Below are 12,407 nucleotides of genomic sequence, written 5' to 3'. Positions count from 1 at the left end.
TTGCGCTCAGCGCCTCGCTTCTGCGTCGCTCGCCCCCTCATCTGCCTGCCGGCATCTTCTCCCCGCTGGGGAGAAGGGATATGCGGCAGCGCCTCGGTCCCTAAAAAACGTCTGCAGAAGATCAGATGGGGCCACACGGCACGCCCTCCAATTGATCAAACAAAAACACCACCTCCCGCGTCGGGGAGGTGGCGTTTACAATTATCAGTTCACGGTGATCAGGCCGTGGCTTCGACGACCCGGACGGCCTTGGCGCGTTCCAAGGCTTCCTTGCGGACGGCGTCCTGCACCTTTTCGAAGGCGCGGACCTCGATCTGGCGAACGCGTTCGCGACTGATGTCGAATTCCGTTGAAAGGTCTTCCAGGGTCACTGGATCCTCGGCGAGGCGGCGAGCCTCGAAGATGCGGCGTTCGCGCTCGTTCAGCACGCTCATCGCTTTCGCCAGCATACGCCGGCGAGTGTCGAGCTCATCCTGTTCGATCAGCACGTCTTCCTGGCTGTCATGGTCATCCACCAGCCAATCCTGCCATTGGCCGCCGTCACCTTCGGCTGCCTTGATCGGCGCGTTCAGCGAGGCGTCGCCGGAGAGGCGGCGGTTCATCGAAATGACCTCCTCCTCCGAGACGTTCAGTTTGGTGGCGATCTCCGAGACGTGCTCCGGCTTCAGGTCGCCGTCATCGATTGCCTGGATGCGGCCTTTCAGCCGGCGCAGGTTGAAGAACAGGCGCTTCTGGTTGGCGGTCGTGCCCATCTTCACCAGCGACCACGAACGCAGGATGTATTCCTGGATCGAAGCCTTGATCCACCACATGGCATAGGTGGCGAGGCGGAAGCCGCGCTCGGCATCGAACTTCTTGACGGCCTGCATCAGGCCGACATTGCCTTCGGAGACGACTTCGCCGATCGGCAGGCCGTAGCCGCGATAGCCCATCGCGATCTTCGCAACAAGGCGAAGATGGCTGGTGACGAGCTTGTGGGCGGCATCACGGTCACCATGCTCGGCATAACGCTTGGCGAGCATGTATTCCTGCTGCGGCTCCAGCATCGGGAATTTGCGGATTTCGTCGAGGTAACGATTGAGACCGGCTTCACCGGCGGTAATGGACGGCAAGGTATTTCGGGCCATAGTGCACCCTCCTAAAGTGAATTCCGGTTCCCGATGGCAACGCATCCTCGCGTTAAAAAAGGCAAACCGGGACGTGCGGCTCTACTGCGAGCCCGCACTAAGTCAATATACAGATAAGTGTGGCGAAACGGCGGTTCAAGGTGCCGCTCACGCAGGTGTGAGTTGGGCAGGCAGCATTCGGAGCCCGGCTTTATCGCCGTAGCGCTTCGACCAATTCGACCATATCATCCGGCAGCGGCACCTCGAAATGCATGATTTCGCCGGTGCGGGGATGCTCGAACTGCAGCATGAAGGCATGCAGCGCCTGGCGGCCGAAACCGTTGACGACCTTGCGGATCTCTTCAGGCAGGATATTGGCCTTGGTCTTGAAGCCGGCGCCGTAAACCGTATCGCCGAGCAGCGGATGGCCGATATGGGCCATGTGGACACGGATCTGATGGGTGCGGCCGGTCTCAAGGCGGCACTCGACCAGCGAGGCGAGCGCGGTTGCGTCCGGCTTCTCATGGAAGCGCTCGATCACCTGGTAATGCGTGATCGCCTCGTCGGCGTCCTGGCTGTCGGGGCGTTTGACGGCGCGGCGCGTGCGGTCGCCGGTGGCGCGGCCGAGCGGCGCGTCGACCGTGCCCGACAGCGTGCGCGGCCGGCCCCAGACGACTGCCTGATAGGCCCGCTCCAGCGGCATGGTGCGGCCATGGTCGGCAAATTGCAGCGACAGGTGGCGATGGGCAATGTCGTTCTTGGCGACGACCATGACGCCTGTCGTGTCCTTGTCGAGACGGTGGACGATGCCGGGGCGGCGCACACCGCCGATGCCGGAAAGCGTATCGCTGCAATGGTGGATCAACGCGTTGACCAGTGTCCCGGTCCAGTTGCCGGACCCGGGATGGACGACGAGACCGGAAGGCTTGGAGATGACGATGACGTCGTCGTCCTCATGGAGGATAACGAGCGGGATGTCCTCGCCCTGCGGCGTCGGGTCTTCCGGCTCGGGCAGCGTGATCTCGAAACTGTCGCCCGTGCGCACCTTGCGCTGCGGGTCGGTGATGGGTTCGCCGCGCAGAAAAACCTGGCCGTCCTTGATCAGCGCCTTGATGCGGCTGCGCGAAAATTCCTCGCCGACCTGCGCCGTCAGCCAGGCGTCCAACCGGCCTTCGGCAGTTTCATCGGCGGTCAGGACTTTTCTATTGCCGGCTGCTTGTTTAAAGGGGTCGCTCAAGACGCTTCTTCTCCGACGTATTTTTTTAGAACGGGACGCACAGATGACAGCAATCGAGCCAGACGACCAGGAAGAGAAGCCCCTTGATCCGGCGATGGAAAGTGTCCGGCGCAAGATGGTCCGCCTGCAGATCGTTTCCGGCGCCATCATGTTCGTCAGCCTTATGGCGGTCTTCGGCGCGGTTGTCTACAAGGTGATGCACAGCGAGCCGAAGGAGACGACGTCCGCTGTTACCGCCTCCGGCGTGCCCTCGGATGCGCCGCTTGCGGCAACCGTTTCGCTGCCGCTCGGCTTCAAGGTGCAGTCCACATCCCTTTCGGCCGGGCAAATCCTGTTCTACGGCGAAACGGTCGAGGGCAAGAACAAGGCGCTGGTCTACGACCTCAGGACCGGCCGCACCGTCGCCGACGTCTCTGTTACCGGCAATTGAGGCCAGCATGGCCGCCGTCCCGATCGAGATCGACAGCGCCGACGATCCGCGCGTCGCTGAATTCCGCGAAATCCGCGAGCGCGACCTGACAGGCCGAGAGAACCGCTTCATCGCCGAAGGCACGGTCGTGCTGCGCATGCTCGCCGAGGCGCATGCGGCAGGCCGCGGCTTTTTCGCCGAGAAGATCCTGCTGCTGCGCAACCGCGTCGCGGGCGTGCTGCCCATCCTGGAGCGGTTTCCGGCCAATGTGCCGGTCTATGTCGCCGGGGCCGATGTGCTCGATGGCGTCGTCGGTTTTCATCTGCATCGCGGTGTTCTCGCGCTCGGCCGGCGACAGGATCGCGGGGAGGCGGCACTTCTCGACGGGCTGCCGGAACGGGCGCTGGTGCTCGTTGGCTGCGGCATTTCCAATCACGACAATGCCGGCTCGATGTTCCGCAATGCGGCCGCCTTCCGGGTGGATGCTGTGCTGCTCGACGAAACCTCCTGTGATCCGCTCTACCGCAAGGCGCTGCGTGTCTCGGTCGGTTCGGTGCTGAGCGTTCCGCACCGGCGTGGCGGCAAGGCGCTCGATGTCCTCGTGGCGCTTGCCGAACGGGGCTTTGCCATCTGGACGCTTTCACCGCACGGCAAGACCGATATCCGCGCCATTCCGGCCTCGACGCGCATGGCGCTCGTCGTCGGTACCGAAGGCGAAGGATTGCCGGAGGCGCTGCTTGCGCAGTTCCAGAGCGCGCGCATTCCACAGTCGGAGGAACTCGATAGCCTCAATGCCGCGACGGCGACGGGGATCGCGCTGTTTTCCATGGCTTCGGCGATGGGCCGGGTCTAACGCATATCCTCTTCAATCGGATTGATTTCAGGGTTCTGCGTGAATTCAAACATGGTGGTCAAACATGTTGGCGCGCCGCGCGTCCTATCAGGCGCGCGGGGGATCGGCCAGGATCGCGGCTGCCCTGTCGGCAAGGCTGACACGATCGTTCGGGTTCTTTTCCGCAGCTTCGACGAGCAGCGTGCGGATCGGCGACGAGGGACCCTCGTTCAGGGCGGTCAGCGCCACCATATTGGCGGCGATCGAGGCGATCTCCTCGCGGATCGCACCATCGCGTCCGGCGACGGCTTTGGCCTTTTGCAGGCGCTCGGCCAGCGCGGCGCTGCGTTTGCGAACATCTTCGCCGATCTCAGCCGTGACGACGGCGGTGTCGAGCGCGGACGCGGTCGCGTCTTCGGCCGTCATTTCCGCCGGCAGCTCCGCGACCATCCCGGCAAGGCCGGCGTCGCGCAGCACCCGGTTGACCTTGCGGATCTCGGCGTTGGCCGCCTTCAACTGCTCCTTCAACTTGGCGATCTCCTGCTGGCGGCGAGCGACCAGGTTTTCCTTTTCTGTGGCGGTAGCGCTCTCGCGGGCGGCCTTATCCTCCAGGCGGATCACCATATGCTGCTGCTGCGTCAGTTTCTGTTCGGCATCCTTGGCGCGCTTCTGCAGCAGGCTGACGTCCTGGCGCAGTGTGTCGCGTTCGTCGCGCAGTGCGTTGACGCGGAATTTCAGGCTCTCCGCCTCCGTCTCGCGCGCGGCCAGGTCTATTCTCAGCCCATCGGCCTGTTCACCGAGCTTGCTCAGCCGCGTCCGCATCGTCGCCAGTTCGCTCTCCTTGTTGGCAGCGGACTGCTCGGCAATATGCAGATTGGTCTTCAACTGGCTGATATAGTTCTCGTCCTTGCGCAGATGCGAGCGCTGGTCGGCCGCCTCGACATGCATCTCGCCGATCTGGGCCTGCAATTCGCCGATCTCGGCGGCAAGCCTGCCGGCATCGACGGCGAGGGCGTCGTGGCGAAGCTGGAACGACAGGGATTTCTCGCGCTCACGCAAAAGGTCCTGGGTGGTGCGGGCGTTTTCGGCGGCATAGAGCGCGCGCACCATGTCTTTCTGGGCGCGAACCTCCTGCGGGCTCAGCGGCATCGTCGCTTTCAGCCGGTTCTCGGTATACCAGACGATGCGGCGGTGAACGGCGGGCGAGACCAGAAAGACGAGGAAGGCCGCGGTCAGGAAGCCCAATCCGAACAAGAGAGCATATTCGATCACAGCGCGGCCATCGGTAAGAAGGTTGATAACGAGGTCAGCCGCGATGATTAAGCACGCGTGACGCGCATGGCAAGGCCGCCGGTGGGGATGGCGGCAGATTCCAGCGGCTTTGCGGCCTCAGAAGGGGTTCCAGGTCGGCGCCTGGGTGATCTTGAGATAGCCGACATTGACGCCGAGGCGAGCACCGACGCCGGTGCGGATCGGCACGACCAGCACGTCGTTGTTCTTGAGCAGCGTCATGCCGAAGCCGGCGATCACATAGGCCGAGCCGCTGACGCCGCCGAAGCGGGCATAGATGCCGTTGACGGAGGGCAGGTCATAGACCAGCATCATCACACGCGAGCCCTGGCCGCCGTAATCGAGGCCGAGCGAGGGGCCCTGCCAGTAGAGATTATGTTCGCCGGCGTTCTTGGTGTTCAGCTGGCCTTCGCCATAGGTAAGGCCGGCGATGAAGGCGCCGCCGCCTTCCTGTCCGAGGATATAGCCGTTCGGCAGACCGTATTTCTGGAAGGCACTCTCGACGACCTTGGCAAGTCCGCCGCTGGCGGAGCCGAAGAAGGAGTGGCCGGCGTCGACGATTTCCTGCATCGTGTACTGGCCGTTGTCCTGGGCGGCGGCCGGCCCGGCAACCATCAGCGAGGAGAAGATGAGGGCCGAAAGGAACCTGCAGAAGCCGATGAATCGGTGCGGAAATCGAGGGCGCATGGTGTCATCCGTTCGTCGTTTGGCTGAGAGCGGGCAACCGCTCGCGGCGATTGGTGCATTTTGCGCCGATGATCTTAACAATCGGTTTACCAAATATGGTGTCATTATGGCACCGAGTACGATCGCAAACTTCGCGCAATTTTGATGAAGCATATTCCGGGCGCAATGAAATTGCCGCCCATCAGGAGACAATGATGTCCAAGAACCCCAATCTCACCCTGTCCGGCCCGGATCTGGCCGCGCTTCTTTGCAGCCGCGTTTGCCACGATGTCATCTCGCCGGTCGGCGCGATCAATAACGGGCTGGAACTCCTGGATGAAGGCGGCGCCGATTCCGATGCGATGGACCTGATCCGTACCAGCGCGCTCAACGCTTCCGTCCGCCTGAAATTCGCACGTCTCGCCTTCGGCGCGTCGGGTTCCGTCGGCGCATCGATCGACACCGGCGAGGCCGAGCGTGCAGCCAAGGATTTCGCCGTGGCCGAGAAGAAGACCGAGGTGATCTGGAACGGACCGCGCGCCATCGTCGCCAAGAACCGTGTCAAGCTGCTGCTCAATCTCTTCCTCGTTGCCTATTCCGCCATTCCGCGCGGCGGCGTGCTCGAGGTAACGCTCGAAAATCCCGAGTTCGATGCGAGGTTCAAGCTGACGGCCAAAGGCAAACTGATGCGCTTGCCGCCGAAGTTCGTCGAGATATCGACGGGCACTATCGAGGAGGCGATCGATGCCCATTCGATCCAGCCCTATTACACCGTGCTTCTGGCGCAGGAATGCGGAATGACGCTTGATCACAGCGCCAGCGCCGACGAACTGGTGTTCACCGCAGTGGCTGCGGCCGCCTGATTCCTGCGCGTAAAACGAGTATCGGTGGTCGCGCGGTAACGATTCCTTAGCCTGATCGACCTATGCTTGGCTGTTGTTTAGAGGCCCTTGCAAGGACAGATGCAGGGGTAAAGGAGCGGCCATGCAAAGGTTCATGATCACCGATAATTCGGACATCGTCCGCAAAGTTGGCAAGCGCATTCTCTCCGAACTCGACTTTCTCGTCAGCGAGGCCTCCAATGCCGGCGAGGCGCTGCAGCGCTGCCAGGCGGAGCTGCCGGAATATCTGATCGTCGATTCCGGCATGGAAGGCGCCCTCGACCTCATCGCTGCCGTCCGTGCCATGGAAGGCGGCAAAGAGGTCAAGATCTACTACTGCGTCGTCGAGGCGGATCTGAAGAAACTGATGGCGGGCAAACGGGCCGGTGCTACCGACTTCCTGCTGAAGCCGTTCGATCGCAAGATCCTGACCGCCGTTTTCGGAAACCGCGCGATCGCCGCCTGACGGGCAGATCTCTTCCGCCGATATCCGCACCACCGGAGCATGATGCCGCGTGCAAGCGGTTTCGGCGACCAGAGGATTTCAGGCCGATCCAGCCTGAGATCCTGTGCTGCGAGGGCGGATTCTTATTACCGCAGGCAGAAACGAAAAATCCCGCCGAAAAGGCGGGATCTTCGTTTATCCGATAAGGGGGATCGGGAAAAAGTATCAGGCGGTTTCGGCGTATTCGGCACCATCCGGCTCGCGAAGAACGTACCCACGGCCCCAGACGGTCTCGATGTAGTTGGCGCCGCCGGCAGCGTTGGCGAGCTTCTTGCGGAGCTTGCAGATGAAGACGTCGATGATCTTCAGTTCCGGTTCGTCCATGCCGCCGTAAAGGTGGTTCAGGAACATTTCCTTGGTGAGGGTGGTGCCCTTGCGGAGCGAAAGCAGCTCCAGCATCTGATATTCCTTGCCCGTCAGATGGACGCGCTGGCCGCCGACTTCGACCGTCTTGGCATCGAGGTTGACGATCAGCTCGCCGGTCATGATGACCGACTGGGCGTGGCCCTTGGAGCGGCGGACGATGGCGTGGATGCGGGCGACGAGCTCGTCCTTGTGGAACGGCTTGGTCATGTAGTCGTCGGCGCCGAAACCGAGGCCGCGAACCTTGTCTTCGATGCCGGCCATGCCCGACAGAATGAGGATCGGCGTCTTGACCTTGGACAGCCGGAGAGTGCGAAGCACTTCATATCCGGACATGTCGGGCAGGTTCAGATCGAGAAGGATGATGTCATAATCATACAGCTTGCCCAGATCGACGCCTTCTTCACCGAGATCGGTGGTATAAACATTAAAACTCTCTGATTTCAGCATCAACTCGATGCTCTGCGCCGTCGCGCTGTCATCCTCGATTAGAAGTACCCGCATAATTATCCCCTTTACCGCCGCCGAAAGGTGGTCTGGCCCCCTACACGATACCGAACACGCTACGTGATTTGGAAGCTGCCACGAAATGGTTAACAAATTCTAATTCACTCTGGCAAGGAGTATCGAATTTATTAAATAATTTTTCCATTTCTCTGTTTTCCAATAGGAATCTCAAAAAGGTGCTCCTCAACTTTAACATTAGGAAACAGCGCTAAGTGATTCATCCGACTCGCCAATGAAAAGGTTCGAACTTCATGCCTCGGCATTTACCGACCCTTAAATCATCGGGCCTATCATTAACGATGCCCGTAAACGAAAGGTTACCAGCGGTAGGTATTTGTTAATATCGCAGGAAATTTTTTAGCAAACCGTGTCAAAGCGGCGCGCAGGGCGGTTTCAAGTTGAGCCGGGGTCTCGCATCACGGGAGTAATGCGTATGAAGTCGCGAGAAAGTCTCGTTCGCCTGAAGGAATTTCAGGTGAACGAAAAACGACGTCAGTTGCAGCAGTTGCAGATGATGATGTCCGAATTCGAACGGATGACGAAGGATCTGGAGAGCCAGATCGTCGTCGAGGAAAAGAAGTCCGGTATTTCCGACCCGAATCACTTTGCTTATCCGACCTTCGCCAAGGCCGCGCGTCAGCGGGCCGACAACCTGCAGGTTTCGATCAAGGAACTGAAGATGCAGGAAGAGACGCTGGAAATGGCGCTCGAGGAGATGCAGGCGGAATATGCAAGGGCCACAGCGCTGGAAGAGCGTGACGGCGGCGCCCGAGCAAGGGCGTAAGAGAAACGGCGGGCGCCGGCTTCGGCGCCCTGGGATCGCCACTGAGAAGCCATGTATGATGGGCGCGCTGTCCGTTATACATGGCTTTTGGTGTTTGCCTTACGGCGTCGCTCCCATCGGAAACGAGATTCGTCACCCGCGGGGACGATTTGTCTTATGCATGTTCTTGTCCCAAAACCCGCTGTGCGCTTTTGGGCGACATGCATTAATTCACGACATCCTTCCATTCCGGATGGCGTTGCGCCTGCGCCTTGAAGAATGGGCAGAGCGGGATGATCTTCCAGCCGCCGGTGCGGGCTGCCTCCACGGCGTGGAGCGCCAGTGCCTGGCCGACACCTTTGCCGCGCAGCGCATCGGGAACGGCCGTGTGATCGATGATGACCAGCTTAGGCGATGTGCGTGAATAGGTCATCTCCGCCTCGTGCCCTTCGACCTTAGCCGCGTAGCGGCCGCCGGAGACGCCTTGCTCACTTCGAATGTCCATTGTCTTTCCTCATAACCGATATTGTCGTAGCAGACCGTGACATGGCGGCGCGGTCGTGCCAAGCCGTGGAGGCACTACAGGCAGGAGACAGAGTGTTCATGCAAAATGCCGGATCGATAAGAGGTTCAGAGCAATGAGTGCGCTTTCGATGGCTCGCCCCGTGCTTCTCGTGGCCGCGCCGTTCTTCCTGGCGCTCGGCCTCGTCTTGCCGCTGGTCCATTTCGAGACGTTTTATTTCTTCGACACAACGCCGTCGCTCATCGAAATCATCGTCTCGCTTTGGCAAGGCGGGGACGGGTTGCTGGCGGCAATCGTCGCCCTGGTTTCGATCCTGCTCCCGTTTCTGAAGATGATCGGCATCGCCGTGGAGGCGATGGGGATCACCGCAGAAGCGACGGCCGCCGGGGGTGGGGCCGGCAGCCTGTTCTATCGTCGCGTCGTACCGCATCTGTCCAAGTGGTCGATGATGGATGTGCTGCTCGTCGCGATCGTCATTGCGGCGGCGAAGACGACGGGGCTAGCGGATGCCTTCACGCAGCCCGGCCTCTGGTGCTACGCGGCCTCGTCAATGATTTCGGGCCTTCTTCATTCCCTCATGGGAGATGCGTCCGGCCCGAAATAAATGTCGTCGATGCTGGGATGTGATCAGTGACGATATTGCTGAATGCGCGTGGTGCGCAGGCCGGCAAGACCGTGGCTGTTGATCGACGACTGCCAGGATAGGAATTCTTCGACCGTGAGCGTGTAACGCTCGCAGGCCTCTTCCAAGCTCAACAAGCCACCGCGGACAGCCGCGACAACCTCTGCCTTCCGGCGAATCACCCAGCGCCGCGTATTGGGCGGCGGAAGATCCGCGATCGTCAGGGGGCTGCCATCGGGGCCGATGACATATTTTACTCGGGGACGTATCATTTCGGTCATTGGACTCTCTACACAACGCAAGACCACGAGCCCCACTCTAGCCTGCCACATTTAAAAATTGCCTAAACCCATCGTAAGACTTTGATAACAAATTTAGACGCCCGCCCTGGCCGGTGACGTGGGGCGGCTGCCTGCCGCTACGTCAATTTGTAACGCCTGCATGGAAGCCATGCGGAATAAATATTAGCTGATTTCCGGGGACGATCTTACAAGGGCGGCAACATAAGAATGGGCGCAAGACTTCGTCTCCGTTCTTCCCGCTGTATCAGCCAGTTCGCGTTTTTGATGCTTCGTATCCTCGGGCAGAAGCCGTCTTTGTTGATGCCCTGGCGCGAACTTTTCGCCGCCGGCAGCGAGGCCGAGCCGAAGCTGGCCATACGAGGATACGAGGATGAAAAGACGTGAGCGCGCAGTCGGCGACTGCGCTGAAGATACTGTATTTTCGCCTTCGCAGGCCGACGGCGCGAGGGTTTCGGACGACGACGGCAAGGAACGGCTCGACGAGATGGCGAAGCTTGCGGGCTTCGATTTCTATCTGCTCTCGGCTTTCCCGCGGGGCGCCCGCACGGCTTTCACCGAAAACCGGCTGATCAGCAATTGGCCGCAAAACCTTGTCGGCTTTTACGAGGTTGCCGATCTCTTCTATTGCAGCAGACTGGTGACCGCGATGAAGCGGACGATCGTCTGCGAGGAGGGTCGTTTGCGGGTAGCGCCGCCATTCAGGAAAACCGTAAACTTAGCGTGCTCTTTCAGATGCATGGACTGAAGAATACCTTCGCCTTCACGCTGCACGACGCTGACCTGAAACAATACATCTTTGCTTCTCAGGCGGCTGTCCTATGCCCATGCGAGAGCAGGCGATCGCGCTGCTCTACGGCTGCATGGGAGTTTCTGGACAAGGTTTCGCGTAGCCGCAGCGTGGAGGATGGTCCGTTGGAGACGCTCACCCGGCGCGAAATCGAATGCCTGCGACGCGGCCTGATTCCTTAAATCGGAATCGATTTAAGGAATCAGGCCGCAATTCAAAATGCTACAGCGTTCTTTGCGCCTCTAAAAAGACGCGCGGTGCTGTAGTCGGCGGCCGCCAAGAGCAGCGACGAGATCGCGATCATTCTCGATCTCCCGTCGCATGCGGGTCAGCTGCATGCAGGCGCTCGGCAGAGCATTCCGGTACCGGTTGCTCCAAAGCGCGAGGAGCAAATCTGAAAGACCGCGACGCGCTTTAGAAGCCTTTTCCGCGGGTCAGCTCCGACACGACGGTTCCGGCAATGATGCGCATATCCATCCCGATCGAGAAATTCTCGACGTAGTAGAGATCGCTGGCGATGCGAGCACGGGCCTTGGCCGGACGATCGGTCGGACCACGCAGGCCGCGCATCTGGGCAAGACCCGTCATGCCGGGGCGCATCGCATGGCGCTGATGGTATTCCGGCACGAGCTCTTCGTAGAGCACGCCGCCGGCGCGCATGCCGATCGCATGGCAGCGCGGACCGACGACCGACATGTGGCCTAGCAGCACGTTCAGCAGCTGCGGCAACTCATCGACATTCGTGCGGCGTAGAATGGCACCGACGCGAGTGACGCGCGGATCGTTCATCACCGTCTGGGCAACGCCGGAGACGTCGCAGAGGTCGGTGCGCATGGAACGGAACTTGTAGACCTTGATGGCCTTGCAGTTCTTGCCCCAGCGGGTCTGCTTGAAGAGCACCGGCCCCGGGCTGTCGATCTTGATCAGCAGGGCGACGAACAGAAGGAAAGGGGCGAGGACGAGGAGGGCGCTCAACGACGAAACAATGTCGAACGCCCGCTTCAGGATCAGATCCACCAGCGGCGCCTGCGGCGCATCGCTGTGGATAACAGGGGTCTGGATCTTCAGGCTCGGCTGCTGGCGGCGGCTCGGCCGGAAGGACTCTGTCGAAATGCTGTTGTTTAATTCCGTGATGCTCAAGGATCGTACTCTGTTGTCTTCGAGGGGGCGCGGCGGCAATAGGCGATCAATGGTTTACCCTGTCACCAGGGCTGCACTTAGGTCTTGGTAACCCTACTAAAACGGAAAAATGCGACAATTGTGTAATGGTGTCCAGAGAAATATCGCATTGCAGCAAATCTTTCGCATTTGCGTTAAGTTGAGGCAAGCTCATGATATTTCGTTAATAATTGAAATTTCCTCAAAGTTTCTAGGCCTTTGGAGGGGTTCGCCGGGGGCTGGCGACGTGCCGTTTCGACACGTGGCCCATGGCTATCGAACGGATTTCTTAACGAAAGACGAGGCGAAATTTTTCTGATGAAGATATCGATCATTGTCGAAGCCGTGTCAGAATGTGACAAAATCAAGGCAGAATTGGTGGCGGTATAGCGTCTGGAAAAGATACAGAGCGACGAGTTCATGGCCAGAATCACTTGATGACGTCCGATCGCGCGA

General features: G+C 60.1%; 16 protein-coding genes. 8 read left to right on the top strand and 8 right to left on the bottom strand.

Going from position 1 to position 12,407, the window contains the following annotated elements:
* Positions 1–218: 218 nt before the first annotated feature.
* Together rpoH and OIU37_RS09575 are read right to left on the bottom strand one after the other, a co-directional pair.
* Positions 219–1,127 (bottom strand): RNA polymerase sigma factor RpoH, encoded by a 909-nt coding sequence (gene rpoH, locus OIU37_RS09580; RefSeq protein ID WP_003542378.1) that lies wholly within the window; start codon positions 1,125–1,127, stop codon positions 219–221.
* A 190-nt stretch (positions 1,128–1,317) separates the two neighbouring features.
* Positions 1,318–2,343, bottom strand: a complete 1,026-nt coding sequence (locus OIU37_RS09575) for an RluA family pseudouridine synthase (RefSeq protein WP_171605370.1) — start codon at positions 2,341–2,343, stop codon at positions 1,318–1,320.
* 43 nt (positions 2,344–2,386) lie between these two features.
* Here OIU37_RS09575 and OIU37_RS09570 point away from each other — a divergent pair, with 43 nt between their 5' ends.
* Both OIU37_RS09570 and OIU37_RS09565 read left to right on the top strand, forming a co-directional pair.
* Entirely contained in the window at positions 2,387–2,773 is a 387-nt protein-coding gene (locus tag OIU37_RS09570) for a hypothetical protein (protein ID WP_171605371.1), read from the top strand.
* Between the two features lie 7 nt (positions 2,774–2,780).
* The gene (locus tag OIU37_RS09565) at positions 2,781–3,605 is read left to right on the top strand and encodes an RNA methyltransferase (protein WP_171605372.1); all 825 of its coding nucleotides are present in this window, start codon (positions 2,781–2,783) and stop codon (positions 3,603–3,605) included.
* Between the two features lie 87 nt (positions 3,606–3,692).
* Here the strand turns inward: OIU37_RS09565 and OIU37_RS09560 are convergent, their stop codons facing one another.
* Positions 3,693–4,856 (bottom strand): hypothetical protein, encoded by a 1,164-nt coding sequence (locus OIU37_RS09560; protein ID WP_264257300.1) that lies wholly within the window; start codon positions 4,854–4,856, stop codon positions 3,693–3,695.
* Between the two features lie 117 nt (positions 4,857–4,973).
* A complete protein-coding gene (locus OIU37_RS09555) occupies positions 4,974–5,561 on the bottom strand; it encodes a DUF1134 domain-containing protein (protein ID WP_171605374.1) in 588 nt (195 codons plus the stop codon).
* A gap of 194 nt (positions 5,562–5,755) precedes the next feature.
* On the opposite strand from OIU37_RS09555, the gene chpT reads away from it, so the two are divergent.
* Together chpT and OIU37_RS09545 are read left to right on the top strand one after the other, a co-directional pair.
* Entirely contained in the window at positions 5,756–6,403 is a 648-nt protein-coding gene (chpT, locus tag OIU37_RS09550) for a histidine phosphotransferase ChpT (protein ID WP_027683349.1), read from the top strand.
* A gap of 121 nt (positions 6,404–6,524) precedes the next feature.
* A complete protein-coding gene (locus tag OIU37_RS09545) occupies positions 6,525–6,887 on the top strand; it encodes a response regulator (protein ID WP_171605375.1) in 363 nt (120 codons plus the stop codon).
* 204 nt (positions 6,888–7,091) lie between these two features.
* Here OIU37_RS09545 and ctrA read toward each other — a convergent pair whose 3' ends face one another.
* The gene (gene ctrA, locus OIU37_RS09540) at positions 7,092–7,793 is read right to left on the bottom strand and encodes a response regulator transcription factor CtrA (protein WP_003542362.1); all 702 of its coding nucleotides are present in this window, start codon (positions 7,791–7,793) and stop codon (positions 7,092–7,094) included.
* A 436-nt stretch (positions 7,794–8,229) separates the two neighbouring features.
* Here ctrA and OIU37_RS09535 point away from each other — a divergent pair, with 436 nt between their 5' ends.
* The gene (locus OIU37_RS09535; protein ID WP_003542353.1) at positions 8,230–8,580 is read left to right on the top strand and encodes a hypothetical protein; all 351 of its coding nucleotides are present in this window, start codon (positions 8,230–8,232) and stop codon (positions 8,578–8,580) included.
* Positions 8,581–8,785: 205 nt separating this feature from the next.
* Here OIU37_RS09535 and OIU37_RS09530 read toward each other — a convergent pair whose 3' ends face one another.
* Positions 8,786–9,064: a GNAT family N-acetyltransferase gene (locus tag OIU37_RS09530; RefSeq protein ID WP_171605376.1), complete on the bottom strand. Its 279-nt coding sequence runs from the start codon at positions 9,062–9,064 to the stop codon at positions 8,786–8,788.
* A gap of 55 nt (positions 9,065–9,119) precedes the next feature.
* Between OIU37_RS09530 and OIU37_RS09525 the strand changes: the two genes are divergently transcribed.
* Entirely contained in the window at positions 9,120–9,686 is a 567-nt protein-coding gene (locus OIU37_RS09525) for a paraquat-inducible protein A (protein WP_240605237.1), read from the top strand.
* A gap of 23 nt (positions 9,687–9,709) precedes the next feature.
* On the opposite strand, the gene OIU37_RS09520 is transcribed toward OIU37_RS09525, so the two are convergent.
* Complete coding sequence (locus tag OIU37_RS09520; RefSeq protein WP_007533628.1) at positions 9,710–9,985, bottom strand: DUF1153 domain-containing protein; 276 nt, start codon at positions 9,983–9,985, stop codon at positions 9,710–9,712.
* A 228-nt stretch (positions 9,986–10,213) separates the two neighbouring features.
* On the opposite strand from OIU37_RS09520, the gene OIU37_RS09515 reads away from it, so the two are divergent.
* A complete protein-coding gene (locus OIU37_RS09515; RefSeq protein ID WP_180694345.1) occupies positions 10,214–10,390 on the top strand; it encodes a hypothetical protein in 177 nt (58 codons plus the stop codon).
* On the top strand, positions 10,377–10,751 hold the full coding sequence (locus tag OIU37_RS09510; protein WP_264257223.1) for a hypothetical protein: 375 nt from the start codon (positions 10,377–10,379) through the stop codon (positions 10,749–10,751). The genes OIU37_RS09515 and OIU37_RS09510 overlap by 14 nt, the downstream gene beginning before the upstream one ends.
* Before the next feature lie 456 nt (positions 10,752–11,207).
* On the opposite strand, the gene OIU37_RS09505 is transcribed toward OIU37_RS09510, so the two are convergent.
* Entirely contained in the window at positions 11,208–11,933 is a 726-nt protein-coding gene (locus OIU37_RS09505) for a sugar transferase (protein WP_171605378.1), read from the bottom strand.
* Positions 11,934–12,407 lie beyond the last annotated feature (474 nt).

Origin of the sequence: Rhizobium sp. BT-226, assembly GCF_025847085.2 — a bacterium.
Classification (GTDB): domain Bacteria; phylum Pseudomonadota; class Alphaproteobacteria; order Rhizobiales; family Rhizobiaceae; genus Rhizobium; species Rhizobium sophorae.
This window is presented reverse-complemented; position numbering and strand designations above follow the sequence as displayed.

Coding starts and splice junctions, on each gene's coding strand:
- chpT (WP_027683349.1), top strand. CDS start 5,756: ATGTCCAAGAACCCCAATCTCACCCTGTCCGGCCCGGATCTGGCCGCG.
- OIU37_RS09565 (WP_171605372.1), top strand. CDS start 2,781: ATGGCCGCCGTCCCGATCGAGATCGACAGCGCCGACGATCCGCGCGTC.
- rpoH (WP_003542378.1), bottom strand. CDS start 1,127: ATGGCCCGAAATACCTTGCCGTCCATTACCGCCGGTGAAGCCGGTCTC.
- OIU37_RS09545 (WP_171605375.1), top strand. CDS start 6,525: ATGCAAAGGTTCATGATCACCGATAATTCGGACATCGTCCGCAAAGTT.
- OIU37_RS09510 (WP_264257223.1), top strand. CDS start 10,377: ATGAAAAGACGTGAGCGCGCAGTCGGCGACTGCGCTGAAGATACTGTA.
- OIU37_RS09520 (WP_007533628.1), bottom strand. CDS start 9,985: ATGACCGAAATGATACGTCCCCGAGTAAAATATGTCATCGGCCCCGAT.
- OIU37_RS09530 (WP_171605376.1), bottom strand. CDS start 9,064: ATGGACATTCGAAGTGAGCAAGGCGTCTCCGGCGGCCGCTACGCGGCT.
- OIU37_RS09535 (WP_003542353.1), top strand. CDS start 8,230: ATGAAGTCGCGAGAAAGTCTCGTTCGCCTGAAGGAATTTCAGGTGAAC.
- OIU37_RS09570 (WP_171605371.1), top strand. CDS start 2,387: ATGACAGCAATCGAGCCAGACGACCAGGAAGAGAAGCCCCTTGATCCG.
- OIU37_RS09515 (WP_180694345.1), top strand. CDS start 10,214: ATGGGCGCAAGACTTCGTCTCCGTTCTTCCCGCTGTATCAGCCAGTTC.
- ctrA (WP_003542362.1), bottom strand. CDS start 7,793: ATGCGGGTACTTCTAATCGAGGATGACAGCGCGACGGCGCAGAGCATC.
- OIU37_RS09555 (WP_171605374.1), bottom strand. CDS start 5,561: ATGCGCCCTCGATTTCCGCACCGATTCATCGGCTTCTGCAGGTTCCTT.